18 protein-coding genes and 1 tRNA gene are annotated in these 18,972 nt (G+C 69.9%); 1 reads left to right on the top strand and 18 read right to left on the bottom strand.

The window, feature by feature from the left end:
• Positions 1 to 66: 66 nt before the first annotated feature.
• From T8T21_RS01415 to T8T21_RS01375, 9 genes are all read right to left on the bottom strand, one after another.
• Positions 67 to 1,104, bottom strand: a complete 1,038-nt coding sequence (locus T8T21_RS01415; protein WP_322336500.1) for an ABC transporter ATP-binding protein — start codon at positions 1,102 to 1,104, stop codon at positions 67 to 69.
• The gene (locus tag T8T21_RS01410; RefSeq protein WP_322336499.1) at positions 1,101 to 1,898 is read right to left on the bottom strand and encodes an ABC transporter permease; all 798 of its coding nucleotides are present in this window, start codon (positions 1,896 to 1,898) and stop codon (positions 1,101 to 1,103) included. The genes T8T21_RS01415 and T8T21_RS01410 overlap by 4 nt, the downstream gene beginning before the upstream one ends.
• Complete coding sequence (locus T8T21_RS01405) at positions 1,895 to 2,752, bottom strand: ABC transporter permease (RefSeq protein ID WP_322336498.1); 858 nt, start codon at positions 2,750 to 2,752, stop codon at positions 1,895 to 1,897. The genes T8T21_RS01410 and T8T21_RS01405 overlap by 4 nt, the downstream gene beginning before the upstream one ends.
• Positions 2,724 to 3,941: an ABC transporter substrate-binding protein gene (locus tag T8T21_RS01400; protein ID WP_322336497.1), complete on the bottom strand. Its 1,218-nt coding sequence runs from the start codon at positions 3,939 to 3,941 to the stop codon at positions 2,724 to 2,726. The genes T8T21_RS01405 and T8T21_RS01400 overlap by 29 nt, the downstream gene beginning before the upstream one ends.
• A 108-nt stretch (positions 3,942 to 4,049) precedes the next feature.
• Positions 4,050 to 5,201 carry a c-type cytochrome gene (locus T8T21_RS01395; protein WP_322336496.1) on the bottom strand — a complete coding sequence of 384 codons (1,152 nt, stop codon included), beginning with the start codon at positions 5,199 to 5,201 and terminating at the stop codon, positions 4,050 to 4,052.
• Positions 5,198 to 5,806 carry a cytochrome c oxidase assembly protein gene (locus tag T8T21_RS01390; RefSeq protein ID WP_322336495.1) on the bottom strand — a complete coding sequence of 203 codons (609 nt, stop codon included), beginning with the start codon at positions 5,804 to 5,806 and terminating at the stop codon, positions 5,198 to 5,200. The genes T8T21_RS01395 and T8T21_RS01390 overlap by 4 nt, the downstream gene beginning before the upstream one ends.
• Positions 5,803 to 6,225, bottom strand: a complete 423-nt coding sequence (locus T8T21_RS01385) for a hypothetical protein (protein WP_183473070.1) — start codon at positions 6,223 to 6,225, stop codon at positions 5,803 to 5,805. The genes T8T21_RS01390 and T8T21_RS01385 overlap by 4 nt, the downstream gene beginning before the upstream one ends.
• Before the next feature lie 11 nt (positions 6,226 to 6,236).
• On the bottom strand, positions 6,237 to 8,807 hold the full coding sequence (ctaD, locus tag T8T21_RS01380) for a cytochrome c oxidase subunit I (RefSeq protein WP_322336494.1): 2,571 nt from the start codon (positions 8,805 to 8,807) through the stop codon (positions 6,237 to 6,239).
• Positions 8,804 to 9,805, bottom strand: a complete 1,002-nt coding sequence (locus tag T8T21_RS01375; protein WP_322336493.1) for a cytochrome c oxidase subunit II — start codon at positions 9,803 to 9,805, stop codon at positions 8,804 to 8,806. Before T8T21_RS01375 ends, ctaD begins: the two co-directional genes overlap by 4 nt.
• Before the next feature lie 176 nt (positions 9,806 to 9,981).
• On the opposite strand from T8T21_RS01375, the gene T8T21_RS01370 reads away from it, so the two are divergent.
• The gene (locus T8T21_RS01370) at positions 9,982 to 10,860 is read left to right on the top strand and encodes a dihydrodipicolinate synthase family protein (RefSeq protein ID WP_322336492.1); all 879 of its coding nucleotides are present in this window, start codon (positions 9,982 to 9,984) and stop codon (positions 10,858 to 10,860) included.
• Positions 10,861 to 10,863: 3 nt separating this feature from the next.
• Here the strand turns inward: T8T21_RS01370 and queE are convergent, their stop codons facing one another.
• From queE to T8T21_RS01325, 9 genes are all read right to left on the bottom strand, one after another.
• A complete protein-coding gene (gene queE, locus T8T21_RS01365) occupies positions 10,864 to 11,583 on the bottom strand; it encodes a 7-carboxy-7-deazaguanine synthase QueE (RefSeq protein WP_322336491.1) in 720 nt (239 codons plus the stop codon).
• Positions 11,580 to 11,936: a 6-pyruvoyl trahydropterin synthase family protein gene (locus T8T21_RS01360; protein WP_322336490.1), complete on the bottom strand. Its 357-nt coding sequence runs from the start codon at positions 11,934 to 11,936 to the stop codon at positions 11,580 to 11,582. Before T8T21_RS01360 ends, queE begins: the two co-directional genes overlap by 4 nt.
• Positions 11,936 to 12,634 (bottom strand): 7-cyano-7-deazaguanine synthase QueC, encoded by a 699-nt coding sequence (queC, locus tag T8T21_RS01355; protein WP_322336489.1) that lies wholly within the window; start codon positions 12,632 to 12,634, stop codon positions 11,936 to 11,938. The genes T8T21_RS01360 and queC overlap by 1 nt, the downstream gene beginning before the upstream one ends.
• A gap of 94 nt (positions 12,635 to 12,728) precedes the next feature.
• Positions 12,729 to 14,792 (bottom strand): NAD(+) synthase, encoded by a 2,064-nt coding sequence (locus T8T21_RS01350; RefSeq protein ID WP_322336488.1) that lies wholly within the window; start codon positions 14,790 to 14,792, stop codon positions 12,729 to 12,731.
• A 69-nt stretch (positions 14,793 to 14,861) separates the two neighbouring features.
• A complete protein-coding gene (locus tag T8T21_RS01345) occupies positions 14,862 to 15,458 on the bottom strand; it encodes an exopolysaccharide biosynthesis protein (RefSeq protein ID WP_322336487.1) in 597 nt (198 codons plus the stop codon).
• A 21-nt stretch (positions 15,459 to 15,479) separates the two neighbouring features.
• A complete protein-coding gene (locus T8T21_RS01340; RefSeq protein ID WP_322336486.1) occupies positions 15,480 to 17,279 on the bottom strand; it encodes a hypothetical protein in 1,800 nt (599 codons plus the stop codon).
• A 493-nt stretch (positions 17,280 to 17,772) separates the two neighbouring features.
• A tRNA-Pro gene (locus T8T21_RS01335) sits at positions 17,773 to 17,849 on the bottom strand.
• A 51-nt stretch (positions 17,850 to 17,900) separates the two neighbouring features.
• Positions 17,901 to 18,380 (bottom strand): DUF192 domain-containing protein, encoded by a 480-nt coding sequence (locus T8T21_RS01330; RefSeq protein ID WP_407660081.1) that lies wholly within the window; start codon positions 18,378 to 18,380, stop codon positions 17,901 to 17,903.
• The gene (locus tag T8T21_RS01325) at positions 18,377 to 18,937 is read right to left on the bottom strand and encodes a cold-shock protein (RefSeq protein WP_183473028.1); all 561 of its coding nucleotides are present in this window, start codon (positions 18,935 to 18,937) and stop codon (positions 18,377 to 18,379) included. The genes T8T21_RS01330 and T8T21_RS01325 overlap by 4 nt, the downstream gene beginning before the upstream one ends.
• Positions 18,938 to 18,972: the final 35 nt, after the last annotated feature.

The raw sequence follows: 18,972 nt of genomic DNA, 5'->3' as shown, positions 1-18,972 counted from the left end.
CTAGCAGTCGCGCCGCGTCGCGTCACTGCCGGCGCTCTCACTTGGTCGTGCGGCAATGTGTCAGGGTCAGACACCGGGCAGCACCCAGAGCGCCTCGGCCGGCAGCCGCCAGCGCAGCGCGCGCCCCGGTGCCGCGCCGCGCGCCGCGCCCGCCCGCATCAGGGCCTCTAGCCGCAGCCCGCCCGCCTCGGCGGTGATCCGGGTCAGCAGCCCCTCGAACCGCGTCTCGAGCACCTGCACCGTCACCGCGTTCGGCCCTTCGCCCGGCTCGATCGCCTCTGGCCGCAACGTCAGGCAGCCCTCGCCTTCGGGCGCCCCCGGCGGCAGCGCGAGCTGCCCCAGCGGGCAATCGAACCGCCCGCCGGCCGACCGGCCGGGGATGAAGTTGCAGCCGCCGAAGAAGCGCGCCACGTCGAGATCGGCGGGCCGGTTCCAAAGCGCCGCGCCGGCGCCGACCTGGCGGATGCGGCCGCCCAGCATCAGGGCCACCCGGTCGCCCAGCACCGCGGCCTCCTCCTGGTCGTGGGTCACGACCAGCGTGGTGATGCCGGTTTCGCGCTGGAGCCTCCGGATCAGCCCGCGCATCTCGCCGCGCAGATGGGCGTCGAGCGACGACAGCGGCTCGTCGAGCAGCAGCAGGCCCGGCTTGAGCACCAGCGCCCGGGCCAGTGCCACGCGCTGCCGCTGCCCGCCAGACAGCTCGTGCGGCTGGCGATGGCCGAGGTCGCGCAGCTGAACCTGGTCGAGCGCCTCGGCGACGCGCTCAGCGATCTCGGCCCGGGGCCGTCTTTGCATCCGCAGCCCGAAGCCGACATTGGTGGCCACGTCCATATGCGCGAAGAGCTGGCCCGACTGGAACACCAGCACCGCCTCGCGCCGTTCGGGCGGGAGGTGCAGAACCGATGCTCCGTCGAAGCGCACGTCGCCGGAATCCGGTTGGATCAGTCCCGCGACGACCCGAAGCGCCGTGGTCTTGCCGCAGCCCGAGGGGCCGAGCAGCGCGAGCATCTCGCCCTGCGCCATCTCGAGCGACAGTTCCTCCAGCGCGGGCCGCGCCGCGCCGGGATGGCGCAGCGACAGCCGGTCGAGCGTCAATCCTGTCATCCCGCGCCCCCGATCATCACGCCGCGCCCGGTGATCCGGCGCGCCACCAGCGCGAGGATGACGAGACCGGGCGCGAGGCTCAGCACCGCCAGCACCCCGGCCTGGTCGTTGCGCCCCGCACCGGCCTGCGCATAGAGCAGCAGGGGCAGCGTCACCACCCGCCCGCCGCCGATGGTCAGCGTCAGGATGTATTGCGACCACGACACGAGAAAGGCGAAGAGCCCGGCCACCGCGACGCCCGGCGCGATCGCCGGCAGCATCACGTGCCACAGCACCTGCAGCGGCCGGGCACCGAGGCTGCGCGCCTGCGCCTCGGCGGCGGCGTCGTAATTGGCGAAGACGCCCGACATCACGAAGATCACATAGGGCAGCGTCGGCACCAGATGCACCAGCACCACCCCCAGCGCCGAATTGGTCAGGCCCAGCCGCAGGAACACGCCGTGGATGCCCAGCCCGACGGCGATGCCCGGCACGATCACCGGCGCCAGCAGCGCCAGCTCGACCAGCGCCTTGCCACGGAAACGGTAAAGTCCCAGCGCCCGTCCCGCAGGAATGCCCAAGACCAGCGACAGCGCTGCCGCCGCGAGCGCGATGGCGGTGGTCGTCACGAAGGCTTCGGGAATGTCCGAGCGTGGCGACAGCGCCCGTGCCCAAGGCTCCAGCGTCCATGTGGCGGGCAGGATCTGCGGAAAGTACCAACCCCGCGCCACCGACCACAGCCCGAGCGGCAGCAGCGGCGCCATGGACGCGACGACCAGCATGAGGCCGAGCACCAGCCGCCAGCGCGCGCTCATCGCCGCACCATCGCGACACGAATGAGCAGCGCCGCCACCAGCGCGATCAGCATCGCGATCGCCATCGCCTCGGGCCGTGTCGCGAGGTCGGGATCGGTGAAGCGCTGCCATGCCAGCACCGGCAACGCCACGGGCGCGCTCTGGCCCAACAGCACCGGCACCTCCCACGCCCCGAAGGAGAACGCGAAGACGATGGCGCCCGCACGGATCAGCGCCGGCATCAGCAGCGGCAGCAGCACCAGCCGCATCGCCGCGAAGGGCGACGCGCCAAGGGACCGTGCCGCGCTTTCGGGATCGTCACCGAGCGACTGCATGTTGGCCAGCAGGATCAGCCCGATGAAGGGCACTTCCTTCCAGACGTAATGGGCGATGATGCCGATGGCGAAACGATCCTGCGTCAGGGCGGGAAACCCTGCCGGACCGTCGATCAGCCCGGCGCCCGCCGACAGCCGCGAGACGAAGCCCGATTGCGACAACAGCCACAGAATGCCCAGCGCGCCGACGGCGTGCGGGATAGTCAGGTTGATCTGGAACAGCAGCCGCGCCAGCCCCTGCCCCGGAAACCGGCGGCGCAGCAGCAGCGCGGCGCCGAGACCGATAAGGCAGGCAAGCGCGGTCGAGGCGAAGGCGATCCAGAGCGACAGGCCGAGCGAACGCCAGACCCGCCCCTCCGAAAGCACCGCGATCCACGCGTCCACGCTGGCGCCGCCGCGCCCCATGCCGAAGGAGCCCGCGAGCCCCAGCACGAGGCCGCCGCCGAACAGCACCGCGATCACGCAAAGCGCGGGCGCGAGCGACAGCCATGGATGCCCGCGCCCGATCACCTCAATTGCCGACGTTGCGGATCCAGCCATCCTCGATCGCGCGGGTCCAGTCGGGGGTAAGCTCGGGCAGCGCCGCCTGCCCCAGCTCTTCGACCGGAACCACCGAGGGGTGGCGTTCGAGCGTCGCGAAACCCGCCTGCACCTCGGCCGAGGCGCGCGACGGCTCGATCACGGCGGCCGCACCCCAGATCTCGGGCTGAGCCTTCTTGAGCTGCGCCTCGCCCGACAGCAGCAGGTTCTGCGTGACCATCGAGGCCGCTTTGTTGGCGGCGTTCACGGGGATCGCCATGTAATTGGTGTTGGCCAGCGTGCCGTCGCTCAGCCCATAGGACATCGCGGTCTCGGGGAAGATGCCGTTCTCCACCGCCGTGCCGATCTCGGCCGGGTCATAGGTGAAGAACAGGTCCACCTCCTGGTTGGCGAACATCTGCTGCAGCTGGGTGATCGAGGTCGGGTAGGTCACCCCTTCGCGCCACAGATGCGGCTCGATGCCGTTCAGGATCTTCCAGGTGTCCGCCGCCACCGCGTCGAACTTCTCCTGGTCGAACGGGCCGACCAGCGCATCCGCCCCGCCCGCCGCATGGGTGAAGACGTGGCGCACGAAGGCTGCGCCGGTGAAATCGGGCGGCGCGGGATAGGTGAAGCGACCGGGATTGGCCTCGATCCAGTCGAGCAGCTCGGGGATCGAGCGCGGCGGCTCCGGCGTGCGGGCGGTGTCATGCGCAAAGGCGAACTGCACCCGGCTCCAGGGCACCTCACAGCCCTCGACCGGGACCCCGAAATCATTGGCGATGGCGGGATTCTCGAAATCGACGAGGCTCGCATTGGGCAGCTTGTCGACATAGCCGCACCAGACGAGGTCGCCCTGCTTCATGGTGCGGAAATTCTCGCCGTTGATCCAGATCATGTCGACCGCACCGTCGTCCATGCCGGCCCCGGCCTCGACCTCGCCCAGCACGATGTTGACCGCCTCGGCCGTGTCGGCCAGCGGCACGCGGTTGAGGGTGATGTCGTACTCATCCGCAAGAATGCCGCCGATATAATCGGAGACATAGGCGTTGATGGTGTCGGCGCCGCCCCACATGAAGATGTTGACCTCGCCGCCGCGCGCGGTCTCGACGATCTCGTCCCAGCTCATCGCGAGCAGCGCGTCGCCGTCCTGCGCCTGCGCGGTGCCCGCGATCAGCAGCGCCCCGATTGCCGTCATCATCCGCGTCATGCCGCCCTCCCAGCGATGCCTCCGGGCTGCGATGCCCGGTCCCCGCAGCTTACTGCCTGCACCGCCTCTCGGCCGCAACACACCAAAATGTCAGGCTTCGCAACAGTTTCAGTGATCGGAGGCCTGGCGCAGCGGGTTCGGCGCGGAGGCACCGGTTTCACCCGGCCCGAGCTCTCCGGTGGCAGGGTCGAGCGCGGCGTACCAGGCCGCCAGCGCCTCGATCTCCGCCTCCTCCAGCTCCTGCGCCGCGACGCGCATCAGATCATGCGCCTCGGTGCCGCCGCGCACGCCGTCGCGCCACAGCCGGAGTTGGGTGATCAGATAGGCCTCGTCCTGCCCGGCGAGCGGCGGGAACTTCCCCTCGAGCACCTCGCCGCCGAAGCCTGACAGGTCGCGCGGGCCGGGGCCGTGGCAAGCGGTGCAGGCCGGCACGTCGTCGTCGCCTCCCCGTGCCAGTTGCGCGCCGGTCTCCAGCGTCTCGACCGAGGCCTCGTGACGCCGCCGTTCGGGCGCAGGCGCCTCTTCCGCGAACCAGTCCGCCAGTTCGCGGAGCTGTTCCGGGTCGCTCAGGCTGGCCGCGTGCTGCATGATCCCGCTCTGTCGCCGCCCCTCGCGATAGGCCAGTAGCGCCGCCTCGATGTAGTCCGCGTCGAAGATGTCGAGCCGCGGCACATGCGCCTCGGTGCCGCCGTGACAACCGGCGCAGAAGGCCGCGCCCTCGGGGCCGCCGGTCTCCTCGCGCGCCGTCAGCTCGGCCTGCCGCTCGGGCGTCACCGCGCCGTTCTGGATCGCGCGCAGATAGGCGACGCCGGCCCAGACGTCGTCCTCGCGTACCGAGGGCCATTGCGGCATGCCCGACATCTTGACCCCCTCGTAGAGGATCCAGTGCAGCTCCTCGGGGTCCCACGTTCCCACCGCCTCCTCGATATGTGGCGGCACCGGGTTCATCCCGCGCACGGTGGCGCTGCGGGTCTGGCCCGGCACGGCGTGGCACATGGCGCAGGCGGTTTCGAAATGCCGCGCGCCAAGCTCGATCAGCGCCGGGTCGTCGAGGTTCGGCGCCGGGGTCTCCGGCGCCCCGGAATAAAGTTCGACCGCGTTGCGATAGGTGGTGTGCAGCGCCCAGTAGACCGGCGCGAAGTGCCCGGCCCGGGCCGAGACGTTGTAGAGGCCGAGCGCGACGGTGGCACCGCCGGCCACCGCCCCCGCGAGGCCGAGCGCGCCGAGCGTGTAGAGGACCGTCCGCGTCCGCTGCTTCATGCCGCGATCTCCCTTTCCTTGACGGCGCGCGCGGTCAGCACGAGTCCCGCCACGAGATAGACCGGCGTGCCGATGCCGAGCATGATCATGCCGCCGAGCTGCTGGGCGGACAGCTGCGGCAGCAACCCGAGCTGCGCGGCGTAGAGATCGCGCGGCGCGAGGATCAGCAGCGCACCCAGAAGCGTCATGTGCATCGAGGTCAGCAGCAGCCCCCCCGCCCCGGCGAGGGGATGCGCGGCGCGCAGGCAGCCGGCCCAGACCACCAGCCCGGCCAGCAGGAAGCTCCCCTGCTCGAGAACGAAGACGGGCTGCGAATGATGCGCCGTCGCGTGCAAAAGCGGCAGGTGCCAGCCCCAGACCACCATGAATTCGAGCACGGCCGCGATCAGCGGCGACAGCGCCAGCGCCCGGCCCAAGGCGGGCCATCCTAGCACCAGAAGCGGCGCGGCCAGCGCCACCAGCGTCATGTGCCGCGCCATGTGTCCCGCGAAGGCCGAGCCGAGCCACATCGGCAGCGGCGCCACCCAGACCGCCGCCAAGAGCCCCAGCCCGAGGACCAGCGGCACCGGCCGAATGGCCGTGGCTGCCGGGAAGGCCCGCCTCATCGGCACGACCCCAGCAGGATCAGCGGCAGCGTGTCGTAGACCACGCCGATGAATGACACCAATGCCAGCAGGAAGCCGGCATGGCCGAGAAACTGGTGCCGGTCCTCGGCGCTGCCCTCGGGGTTCGAGAACTCGCCCGTGCCGCGCACGTCCCAGCGCAGGAAGGCGCGCCAGCCGATCCAGGCGATCGCCACCAGCATCGCCAGCGTCATCGCGATCAAACCGGCGCGGAGCCAGCCCATCTCGAACATCCGCTCGAAGCGGAAGCAGTAGACCGAGACGGCGGCATAGCTGATCGCGAAGTGGAAGGCCCAGATGGTCGGCCCCAGCGTGATCCGCCACAGGCTCTCGCGCTCCTCGGCGAACTCGTGCTCGTCCTCGCGCGGGTGCGGCTGCCGGTCGTGATCGCTGCGATCCATGCGCCCCTCCCTCACATCAGCCGCGGCACGAGGCCGATCATCGCGCCGGTCACCAGCGCGGTCAGCCCGAGGAAGTGCCAAAACAGCGTGACGTTCCACAGATCCGCGTCATAGCGCGGGGTGAGCTTGCCGAAGAGCGACCCGGCGAGGCAGTAGCCCTGCATGATCGTGCCGACGAGCCCGTGCGCCACGATCCAGACCATCAGCGCCCACATCATCGCCGGGTAGACATGGCTGGTCGGGTCGAGGTCGAGCACCGAGAGGATGAAGCCGCCCATCCCCGCCAGCGTCATCAGCGGCGCCAGCGCCAGCGCGCCGCGAGCAAGCCCGACGCGACCGGCCCGGTTCAGCCCCCGCGCGCCGCGCGTCAGGGCCCAGGCGGCGGCAAAGGCCGCCGTGGCCAACGCCACCAGATAGCCGGAGGCGTGCTCTGCGCCCGGCGGCGGGAAAGCGGTGTTCGAGGTCCAGTAGAAGAACACCCCGAAGACCAGCGAGGCGAAGGCGGTGGCGTCGCCCAGCATGGTGATCCAGACCGCCCACCAGCCGACCGCCTGCGGACCCGCCGCATAGGTGGGCAGGCTGAGGCCGAGACCCACATCCTTCATGTCCTTCTCCGGCGGCCGCGCGGTCGAGGTCCAGAGCCAGTAGAGGATGCAGACCACTGCGAAGGCCGCCGAGACGATGGCGGGGCCATAGATGTGGAAGGTCGGCAGGATGAAGGCGCCGCCGGTGAAGGCCGCCGCCCAGATGGTGATGTAGGCCGGCCCGGTGACCCGCTGCACCTGGATCGGGCGCGCGTCGATCACGGAGGTCACGATAGTCTCGCGCAGGCCCTCTTCGGCATCGGGGAGATAGTACCGGCCCGCATCCATCCGTTCGACGATCTCCGGCTGGTCCCAGAGCGGATAGCGCGAGGTGATGTGCGGGATCGAGCGGACGCCCCACTTGGCTTCGGGCACCTCGTGGCTCCATTCCAGCGTGCCGGCGCCCCACGGATTGCGCTCTATCTGCGGCTGGTTCTTCTTGGGGCGGACAATGTCCCAGGCAAACACCGCGAAACCCGCCGCAACGATGAACGAGCCCGCGGTCGAGATCTGGTTGAGCCAATCGATGCCCAGGCCCTCCGGGTAGGTATAGACCCGGCGCGGCATGCCCAAGAGGCCGGTGAGGTGCATCGGCAGGAAGGTGATGTTGAAGCCGGTGAAGATCAGCCAGAACGCCCAGCGCCCGAGGCGGTCCGACAGCATCTTCTTCCGGAAGAACGGGAAGAAGTAATAGACCCCCGCGATCACCGGAAACACCATGCCGCCGAACAGCGTGTAATGCAGGTGGGCGACGATGAAGTAGGTGTCGTGCACCTGCCAGTCGAAGGGCGCGATCGCGACCATCACGCCGGTCAGGCCGCCGGCGGTGAAGATCGCCAGCGCCCCCGCGATCCACAGCATCGGCAGGGTCATCACCACCCGGCCCGCGATCAGCGTCGCGACGAAGGCGAAGAGCTGGATGCCGGTCGGGATCACCACCGCCTCGGAAGCCGCCGAGAAGAACCCCAGCGAGATGTTCGGCAGCCCGGTGGTGAACATGTGGTGCACCCAGAGCCCGAAGCTCAGGAACCCCGTGCCCACGGCTGACAGCACGATCCACGAATAGCCCAGGATCGGCCGCCGCGCGACGGTCGGCACGATCATCGCAGCGATGGCGATCGAGGGCAGGAAGATGATGTAGACCTCCGGGTGGCCGAAGATCCAGAACAGGTGCTGCCACAGCATCGGGTCGCCGCCGCGCGTGTGGTCGAAGAACGGCCAGTCGAAGCTGCGCTCCAGCTCGAACAGGAAATCGCCCGCGATCAGCGGCGGAAAGGCGAACAGGATCATGCCGCCCACCACCAACACGTACCACGCGTAGAGCGGCATGACGTTGACACGCATGCCGGGGGGTCGGCACTTCAACGCGCCGACGATCAGCTCGACGGCGGCGGCGATCGAGGCCACCTCGATGAAGGACAGGCCCAGCAGCCAGATGTCCGAGCCGATGCCCAGCTCCAGCGTGGCCAGCGGCGGGTACATGAACCAGCCCGCCTTGGGCGCGGCCGAGAACAGGATCGAGCCGATCACGAAGACGCCGCCGATCAGGAAGCTCCAGTAGCCATAGGCCGAGAGCCTCGGGAACGGCATGTCGCGCGCGCCGAGAAGCCCCGGCAGCAGCAGAATCGAGATCGCCTCGAACATCGGCACGGCGAAGAGGAACATCATCGCCGAGCCGTGCATGGTGAAGAGCTGGTTGAACAGGTCGGCCGAGATCAGGTCGTTCTCCGGCATCCAGAGCTGGAGCCGCATCAACAGCGCCATCACCCCGGCGATGAGCATGAAGACGAAGGCGGTCATCGTATACCAGACGCCCACCTCGGAGTTGTTCACCGCCGTCCAGTAGCGCCAGCCCTCCGGCGTCTTCCACACCCGGGCGAGCCGCTCCTTCTGGCCGCGCTGCACCTCCTCGGGCACCGGCTCGCGCAGCATCTCCTCGGTCGGGGGATAGATGCCCTCGGGCGCAAGCTCGCCCGCGGGGATGGATCGGTCGGTCATTCGAGCCCCTCGAGATAGGCGGCGATCGCGGCGAGCTGCGCGTCGCTCAGATGGGCATAGGCGGGCATCTCGGCGCCCGGCTTCCAGGCACCGGGATTGGCGACCCAGCGGGCGAAATCCTCGGCGCTGGTGCCGAGCCGCCCGGCGGCGAGCGAATGGCGCGACCCGACATGGGTGAGATCCGGGCCGACCCGTCCCACGGCAGGCGTGCCGCGCACCGCGTGGCAGGCACCGCAGCCCTGCGCGAGGAACAGCGCCGCGCCGCGTTGGGCGAGATCGCCCTCGGGCGGCATGGCATCGGCGGCCTCGGCCTCGAGCCAGGCATCGAAGTCTTCGGGCTCCATCACCTCCGCCTCGAAGGCCATCCAGGCATGGCTCTCGCCGCAGAACTCGGCGCATTGGCCGCGATAGATGCCGGGCCGTTCGGGGCCGAGCGTCATTTCGGTCACCCGGCCGGGGAACATGTCCATCTTGCCGCCCAGGCTGGGGACCCAGAAGGAGTGGATCACCTTCTTGCTGTCCAGGAGGAAGGTCGAGCGGACGCCCGCGGGCAGCCGGATCTCGTTCGCGGTGGTCACGGTCGTGCCGTCGGCGCGCTCGTATTCGACGCGCCACCACCACTGCTCGCCGGTAACGCGGATCACCGGCCCGTCGCCGGTGGCGCGCAGGTCGGGCATGATCGACAGGCCATAGACCAGCAAGGCGCCGAGCGTGACGGTCGGAAAGAGGATTCCGCCGATGATGACCAGCCAGTTCGCGAGGGTCTGCGAATGCGGTGCCGGGCTGCGGCGGGTGGCCCAGTAGAACAGCCCGTTCATGCCGATCCACAGCAGCACCGCGCCGATCAGCATCACCCAGAACAGATCGCCCAGAATGCGCGCATCCTCACCCGCCGGCACCAGCGCCGACTGCCGCCCTTCGCAGGCGGCGAGAAGCAGCGGCGCGAGCCAGAGGGCATGGCGGTATCGAAGGCGCGCAGGGCGCGGCGTGGGCGTCATGAATGGTCCGTCAGGCGGCAGGTCACGACAATGAGAGCGCGCCGCGCCTGCGGGTCAACCGCGTGGCGAGGAATATGTGCCGATCGCAGGATTTTCCCGCACCCGCCTTCGGATCGCCCTTGCGGGAGCCCCGTCCGCCGGGCCTAGTCGGCGGGCCGATACGAGGGAGGACCGCCATGACCGCCACGCCGTTCCAAGGGCTTATGGCCTTTCCGATCACGCCCACCGATGCGGCGGGCCGGGTGCTCGAGGCGCCGCTGGCGGTGATGCTCGACCGGCTGCGCGCGGCGGGGGTCGGCTCGGTCGGGCTGCTCGGCAGCACCGGCGGCTACGCCTACCTGACGCCCGAGACACGGAGCCGGGTGCTCGCCGTGGCGACCGAGGTGCTGGGCGGCGCGGTGCCGCTGGTGGTGAATGTCGGCGCGATCCGGACCGACACTGCCATGGCGCTGGCGCGCGAGGCCGAGGCGGCGGGTGCGCAGGGTCTCCTGATGGCGCCGGTCTCCTACACGCCGCTGACCGAAGCGGAGGTGCAGGTCCATTACGCCTCCGTGGCCGCTACGACCGGGCTGCCGCTTTGCATCTACAACACGCCGGCGACCACGGGCTTCACCTTCGGCGACGCGCTGCTGGCGCGGCTGGCGGAGATGCCCAATGTCGCGGCGGTCAAGATGCCGCCGCCCGCGGGTGCCGTGGCAGCGGATCTCGCGCGGCTGCGCGCGGCGCTGCCTGACGGCTTTGCCATCGGCTACAGCGGCGACTGGATCGGGGCCGAGGCGCTGGCGGCAGGAGCGGATGCGTGGTTCGCGGTGGCGGCCGGGCTGCTGCCCGGCCCGGTGATGGAGCTTGCCGCCGCCGCACAGGCCGGACGGACAAGGGCCGAGGACCGCTTCGCGCCGCTCTGGGCGCTGTTTCGCGAATATGGCAGCTTCCGCGTCATGTTCGGCATCGCCCGGCTGATGGGGCTGGCGGATCGCGACCCGCCGCGCCCGATCCTGCCCATCCCCGAGGCCGCCCTGCCCCGGCTGGAAGCGGCGCTCGGCGCCATCGGCTGAGCCTCAGACGCCGCGCTTGTTGCCCCAGATCAGCACGTGCAGCTGCGGCAGCACGCGCGCCTCGAACCAGCCATCTGCGAGCGTCCGGCTCACCAGCCAGTCCATGCGGTCGGTGATGCCGTCCATGTCGATCTCGGCATCCTCGGCCTCGGGCGGCGGCGGGGTGTGGTTGCCGGGCTGCAGATAGACCGGGAGCTGTGGATAACGCGCGGCCACCTCGCGGGCCCAGAGGTAATCGGCCTCGTCGAAGACCACGATCTTCAGGATCGCCGCTGCCTCGCCCGCAGCCCTGAGACACTCGTCAAAGCGTGCCCAGTCAGGCGTCTCGCCCGATGAGGGCGGCTTGGGCGACAGCACCAGCGGCTCCAGCCGCGCGAACCAGTCCCGCGCCACCGAGCCTTGGGTTTCCAGCGCGAAGCGGTAGCCCAAGCTGCGCCCCCGCTCGATCAGCGGGCCGCAATCCTGGAGCGCCGGGTTGCCGCCCGAGATCGTCACCGTCAGCGGCCGCCCGCCGGACAGCTCGACGATCCGGTCCCAGACGGCCTCGGTCTCCATCGCCGCCCAGCTGTGGCGGTATTCGCTCTCCACCGCGTGCAGGCTGTCGCACCACGAGCAGCGGTAGTCGCAGCCGCCCAGGCGCACGAAGACCGTCGCCTGGCCGATCAGCGCGCCTTCGCCCTGAATGGTCGGGCCGAAGATCTCGGAGACGCGTAGCGTGCTCACGGCCGGTATTCCGCCCAGGTCTTGGGCGTCTCCGACACGCGTACCGCGCTGACCTGCGCCCAGCGCGCATGCGCCCAGTCGAAGATCTCACGCGCCAGCACCTCGGAGGTCACGCCGTCATGGCCGAACACCTCGTTGAGATGCCGGTGATCGAGCGTGTCGTCGATCCAGCGCTTGAGCGGGTCGAGCGCGCGGTAGTCGAGCACGAAGCCGCTCTCGTCGAGCTTTTCGGCCCGCAGCTCCACCTCGGCGATGTAGTTGTGCCCGTGCAGCCGCGCGCAGGGATGATCGCCCGGCAGGTTGCACAGCTGATGCGAGGCGGAGAAGTGGAATTCCTTCGTGATCGTGTACATCACTTCGCCCCCCGCTCGACGGCCTCGACCCAGAAATCCGGATCGGCGTATTCAGTCGGGTCCTCGACACCGGCGAGATGGAACGCCTCGCGGCGTTCGACGCAGGTGCCGCAGCGGCCGCAATGCAGGTCGCCGCCCTTGTAGCAGGACCACGTCTCGGCGAAGGGCGTGCCGTGCTTGGCGCCCTCGGTGACGATCGCGGATTTCGGCGCGTGCACGAAGGGGGTGTAGAGGCGCACATCGGCATAGCCGTCCAGCGCCTGTTTCTGCATCGCGTCGAAGGCCTCGGTAAAGGCCGGGCGGCAATCGGGGTAGATGAAGTGGTCGCCGCCATGCACTGCGGTGGCCACCGCGTCGGCCTTCTGCGCCGCAGCCAAGCCGAAGGCCACGGCGAGCATGATGGCGTTGCGGTTCGGCACGACGGTCGTCTTCATCGTCTCTTCGGCATAATGGCCGTCCGGCACCTCGACATCGTCAGTCAGCGCCGAGCCCGACAGATGCGCGCCGATCGAGCGCATGTCGATCAGGTGGAACGGCACGCCGAGCCGGTCGGCCGCGGCCCGCGCGAAGTCCAGCTCCTTGGAATGGCGCTGGCCGTAATCGAAGGAAATCAGTCCCGCGAGCTCGTGCTCGGCGGCGACCTTGTGGGCGAGCGACACGGAGTCGAGCCCGCCCGAGCAGATCACATAGGTTTTCATCTTATCCGTCCTTGTTTTGACCGGGTAGGCTGCGACCGGTGCCCGGACCATTCCGGGCGGCCCCGTCTAACGCATCCGGGCGGGACGGGAAAGATCAGCCTTCGGGCACGTTTTCGCGAAGCTCCTCCAGCCAAACCGCGGCGCTGGCGTCCGACGGCGCGCGCCAGTCACCACGCGGGCTGAGCGAGCCTCCGGCCGAAACCTTGGGGCCGTTCGGCATGGCCGAGCGCTTGAACTGCGCGAAGCCGAAGAAGCGGGAAACGAAGACCTCGAGCCATTTGCGGATCTCCGCGAGGTCGTAGGCGCGGCGCTTCTCCTCCGGGAAACCGATCGGCCAGAGACCCTTCTCGGCGTCATGCCAGGCGTGCCAGGCGAGGAAGGCCACCTTGGAGGGCGGCAGCCCGTAACGCATGGTGTGGAACAGGAAGAAGTCGTGCAACGCGTAGGGCCCGATCCGGTCCTCGGTCGATTGCAGCTCCTCCTCCTCGGATTGCGGCACCAGCTCAGGCGAGATCTCGGTGTCGAGGATCGCCTGCAGCACGTCGGTGGTGGCCGCGTCGTCGAACTGCCCGGACTGGATCGACCAGCGGATCAGGTACTGGATCAGCGTCTTGGGCACGCCGGAATTGACGTTGTAATGGCTCATCTGGTCGCCGACGCCATAGGTGCACCAGCCCAGCGCCAGCTCGCTCAGATCCCCTGTCCCGACGACGATGCCTCCATTCTGGTTCGCGAGCCGGAACAGGTAATCGGTGCGCAGACCCGCCTGCACGTTCTCGAAGGTGATGTCATAGACCGGATCGCCCCCTGAGAACGGGTGATCCATGTCCTTGAGCATCTGCCGCGCAGCGGGCCGGATGTCGATCTCGGCTGCCTCGATGCCCATCGCGCGCATCAGCTTCCACGCGTTGGACTTGGTGGCATCGCCGGTCGCGAAGCCGGGCATGGTGTAGCCGAGGATCGTCTCGCGCGGCAGGCCCATCCGGTCGCAGGCCTTGGCCGCCACGATCAGCGCGTGGGTGCTGTCGAGCCCGCCCGAGATGCCGATGACCAGCTTCGGGTTGCCGATCGATTCCATCCGGCGGCGCAGCCCCTCGACCTGGATGTTGAAGGCCTCGTAGCAGTCGAGATCGAGATGGCTCTCGCGGTTGGGGACATAAGGGTAGCGGCGGATCGGACGCAGGAGCCCGGCATCCTCGAAATGCGGCTGATGGTCGAACCGGATGCGCCGGAAGACCGGAGCTTGGCCCTTGCCGGCATCGTTGAACGTGCCGGTGCGCATCCGCTCGTTGAGCAGGCGCTGCGTGTCGACATCGGCCATGCACAGCTCGGGCTCTACGTCGAAGCGGCCGGACTGGGCCAGCAGGTCGCCCATCTCATAGACCGCGCCCTGCCCATCCCAGCTCAGATCGGTGGTGCTCTCGCCCGGTCCCGCCGCCGAGTAGGCATAGGCCGCGAAGCTGCGCATGCCGTGGCTGCGACACAGCACGTGGCGGTCGTCGGATTTGCCGATCACGATGTTCGAAGCCGAGAGGTTGGTGAGGATCAGCGCGCCCTCGGTCGCCGCTTGGCTCGACGGCGGAACCGGGGCCCAGAAGTCCTCGCAGATCTCGGTGTGGAAGATCAGGCCAGGCAGATCCTCGGCTTCGAAGATCAGGTCGGTGCCGAAGGGCACCTCCCTCTCGCCAAGCCGCATCATCCGGCCAGTGACGCCGCGCCCCGCGGCGAACCAGCGCTTTTCGTAGAATTCGCGGTAGTTGGGCAGGAAGCTCTTGGGCACCACGCCGAGCAGGCGCCCGCGCGAAATCACCGCCGCGCAATTGTAGAGCCGCCCCTCGTGCCGCAGTGGCGCGCCCACCAGCAGCACCGGCGAGAGTTTCGCGCTCGCCTCGACCACGGCCTCCAGCGCCGTCTCCACCGCGTCGTTCAGCGCGGTCTGCATGTGCAAATCGTCGATCGCATAAGAGGAGATGCACAGTTCGGGAAACACCACCAGATCGGCGCGAGCGTCGTGCGCGCGCCGCGCTTCGGCGATCACCGCGTCGCGGTTGAAGGCGACATCAGCGGGTCGCACCCGCGGCGTCGCGGTGGCCACGCGCACGAAGCCGTGGCGGTGCAGGGAATGGAAGGCGCCGGGGCCCTTGCGGTTGCGCGTCACGTCGAAATCTCCTGCGTTGCGGGCGAGGTGACCATGCCGCCCCCGGGCCGAATGCGCCAGCCCGAGGATTCAGCCGCCGCCCCCGCCGATCATGCCGAATCCCACGCCGACCGCGACGATGCTCAGCACGAAGCCAAGCGCCATCAGCAGCCCGTCGCGCAGCGTCATTGCGAGGCCGAAGGCCGCGATGGCCGCCATCGGCGCGGTCGAGGCGAAGGGGACGAGTTCCAGCGGCGGCACCGTCAGGCAGAGCAGCAGCACCGCGATCCCGGCGATCCGGGCGACCTTGTCGGTGGTCAGCGCCTCAAGCCGGCCATGGAACCAGCGGTCGAGCCAGCGGCCCACCCCGCGCAGCTTGTCGGCCGACTTGGCGAGCTTGTCGCCAGAGACCGATCGCCTTTCGAGGAAACCGGGCAACCACATCTCGTCCCGGCCCATGACGATCTGCACGGCGAAGAGCGCGATGATCAGCGCCAACAGCGTGGGCACGCCGGGAACGCCGCCGATGGGCGAGATCTCGATCAGCGCCGGGACGAAGAGGAACGGCCCGAAGCCGCGATCGCCCAGCGCCCCGGTGACGTCGCCGACCGTGGCGCGGTCGTCGTCCCGGCCCTCCTGCTCCAGTCGGTCGAGTATGTCCTCGACGGCATGTGACTGCGCGCCCATATAGCTGCTCCCGTCGCGGCTCTACGGGTCTGCAACACCTCCAGGGCGAAGCCGTTCCATCCCGCGCACTCCCGTGCGCGACGGCGCTGCGGCGTCCTGCCCGGACCAGGGTTCGGCCAGCAGCCGGGCCCGCAGATCGCGGGCATGGCGGCGGGCATCGGGGCGCGACCGCCCTGCCGCGTCGAGCAGTTCGAGCACCTCGCTCGGCGCCGTGCCGGGGCGGATGCCCTCGGGCAGCATGGCGAGGATCTCGCGCAGCCGCGCGGCGATCTCGCCCGGCGCGTCGAGGCGCTGGGGCAGCAGCGCAGCGATCCCGGCGCGGCGCGCGGCGCGGATGGCGCGATCCAGCCCCGCCTCGGCTTCCGTCCCCTCGAAGGCCAGCGGCGCCCGCACCGGCCCGGACAGCACCGATGCCAGTGCCGCCGCCATGGCCAACCGGGGGCGCGGGCCGACGGTCTCGGCGCAGTCGAAACCCACCGCCGTTTCGGGGGAAAGCCCCGGCGCGCCGCGCAGTGTCCCCGTGCCAAAGACGTGCCAGTTCGCCGCATCGATCCGCGCCGCGTCGAAGCCCAGCCGCTCCAGAAGGCCCATCCCGTGATCCGACAGCGTCTCGGGGTCGATGCCGAGTTGGTCGCGGCAGAAATCCGGGCCGAGTCGCCATGGCGTGACGACCGCGCGCAGGTCACGCGCCTCGGCCAGCGCCGCCTCGATCCGGGCAATCCGGTCGCCGTCGATGCCGAAGGCGCGCAGCGCCGCATGGTCGATGCCCGGCGCCGCCACGAGGGTCCCGTGCCCGATGGCATGACGGATTGCCGCGGCGATCCGGTCGGGGGCGTGGCACTGCGCCGCGAGGCCCGCCTCAAGCTCCGGCACGGGACGGCCGACATGGCCCTCCGGCCGCTCGGCGTCGAGCCGCAGCGACGAGACCGGCGCGAGCGGATCGTCCCCCAGCCCGAGAATCGCGGCCAGCGATCCCAGCGGCGCGACCATCAGCATCGGCGCCTTGCCGGTCGCCTCGGGCGCGTCCCTCCGCACCGCCGCGAGCGCACGCGCCCGCAGCAGGGCCGCCTGCGCGCCGGCCGGGACGCGATCTGGTTCTTGCCGGATGATGGGCGCGGCCCCGGCATCGAGACCCAGCTCAACCGCCACGGCCCACCGCGCGGCCTCGGCCAGCGCCGCCATCGCCATCGCCGCCGCGCGTCCTTCGGGCGTCGCGTAGCCGAGCCCGAGCCGCATAAGCGCGCCTCCCAGCCCGGCCAGGATCATCGCCCCCGGCCGCCGCCCCGGTCCTGCCGCGACGACAAGCGCCAGTGCCCAGGCCCGCACCGCCCGCTCCAGCGCGTCGACCGATACCGCACCCGCCTCGACGAAGCACCGCAGATCGAGCGCGACCCGGGGACCGCTGGCGCCCGGCGCGCCGAACTCCAGAGCCAGCGGCGCACCTGCGACCACCGCCTGGACCAGCGGCGTAGGGACCGGCTCATTGCCCTTGAGGTCCACGGGCAGCGGCAGGACCGCCTCGGCGACCCGGCGTCCGGTCCAGAGTGCCGAGTCGACCGCGACCTGCCGCGACAGGATCATGCCCCGGAGGTCCGCAGCCCAATCCTCGGCGGCCGCGATCCCCTGCACCCGTGCCCGCGCCTCAAGCCGCGTGGTCAGCGCCTCGGTCGCCGCGACCGGATCTGCACCACCCGGCACCTGCTGCACGAAGGCGCGCGTCGCGCGTTCGGGCCAGCCGGCAAACCCCGCCCCCATGCCCCGCGCGTCGGGACCGATCGCATGATCCGGTCCGGGCTGGGTCTGGTGGCGCTCGAATCGCATGTCTCGGTCTCGTCTCGCTCGGTGATGCGACGGGTCGAGGCGCCGCGGTCGGACGAACCTGTGCAGCATGGCAGATGGGGTCAACGCACACTCGGAGCCCGCCCGACGAATTACGGAGCGCGGATTTTCAGCGCCGGATTCGCCCACCGCAGTTCACGGATCTCCCACAGGGTTTTCCACAGGCCATCGCGCACGGCGGCAGATGCGCGATGCCCATGTTGCGCAGGGCGATGGGCAGGTGCTCGGGCGTCGGAAACGGGTCTTTTCCACGCCCGGCGAAAATCATCCACAGGGGGTGACAAACCGCCCCGGAACTTGTCCACGAGGGGGCGTGGCGACACGGCCACAGGGGGGATTTCGGGGCATCCGGGCTGGGTCTACGGCGTGCCCCCGCGGCAGGCATGGCGAAGTCGCCCGCGCCCCAAGGAGGGATTCGGCCTGCAGCCGCGCGCCACAGGCTGCGGAAGCAGCAGGAATGTAGATGTTGGAAGATTGGTCGGGGCGGCAGGATTCGAACCTGCGACCCTCTGTTCCCAAAACAGATGCGCTACCAGGCTGCGCTACGCCCCGGACCGACGCCCTTCTAGGCCGCGCCGGCCGCGGGCGCAAGCGCCGGCTGGCTCAATCGCAGGGATCTGCCGCCGGAACCTCTTCGCTGCCGATATCGGGATGGCGCAGCGTGTCGCCCGGCGCGATGCCGAGCCGCGCGGCCATGCCGCCATTGATCTCCAGCACGTACTGGATGTCGTCGCCGCCCGGGATCGGCGTCTCGTCGAGCGGCGTGGCGCGGGCATGGATGCTGGCAATCGTGCCATCCGCCTCGGCAAAGATCATGTCGAGCGGAATCAGCGTGTTGCGCATCCAGAACGAGACCGGCTGCGGCGTCTCGTAGACAAAGAGCATGCCCGCCATGCGCGGCATCTCGGGCACGTTCATCAACCCCTGCGCCCGCTCGGCCGCGTCGTCGGCCACCGCGACCTTGAAGCTGGCCTGCCCCCAGTCGCCGCGCACCGTCAGCCGATCCGGCGCGCAGGCGACGCTGCCGGCCGCGGCCATGCCGGGCGCGAGGGCGATCCCGAGCGCCAGCGCGGCAAGCCTCACTGCGCATCCTCCTGCGGGGCGCGGCGCAGCACGGCATCCCAGGGCAGGATTTCGGTCGCCATGCGGCCCCGCTTGCCCTGGATCACCCGTAACGCCACCGCCTCGCCGGGCTGCAATTCGGCCAGGCCGGAGCTGCGCAGCACCTCGACATGCAGGAAGATGTCGTCGTCGGTGCCGAAGATGTTGGCGAAGCCGAACCCCTTGGCCTTGTCGAACCACTTGATCCGCGCGGGCTCCAGCGGGCGGCTGGCGAGATACTCGGGATCGAACTCGGCGAAATCGGCCAGCGGCACCGCGGGGGCGTCCGCCGGCGGCTCGAGCGACAGCACCACCGCCGCCTGGATGCCGCGATCGGTCCGCTGCGCGAGGATCCGGATACGGGCGCCGTCGGCGACCGAGTTCTGGCCGAAATTGCGCAGAACATTGGCATGCAGGAGGATGTCGGATCCGCCATCATCGGGTACGATGAATCCAAAGCCCTTGGCCGGATCGAACCATTTGACGTGGCCCGCGAGTTCTATGCGATCCTCCGCCTGCCTATCCAGCATGTCGTTCATCTCCGCCTCCAGCGGCCGTTGCGCGGCCCTATCGA

Source organism: Limimaricola variabilis, from assembly GCF_034371605.1.
In the GTDB taxonomy this organism is placed as follows: domain Bacteria; phylum Pseudomonadota; class Alphaproteobacteria; order Rhodobacterales; family Rhodobacteraceae; genus Limimaricola; species Limimaricola variabilis.
This window is presented reverse-complemented; position numbering and strand designations above follow the sequence as displayed.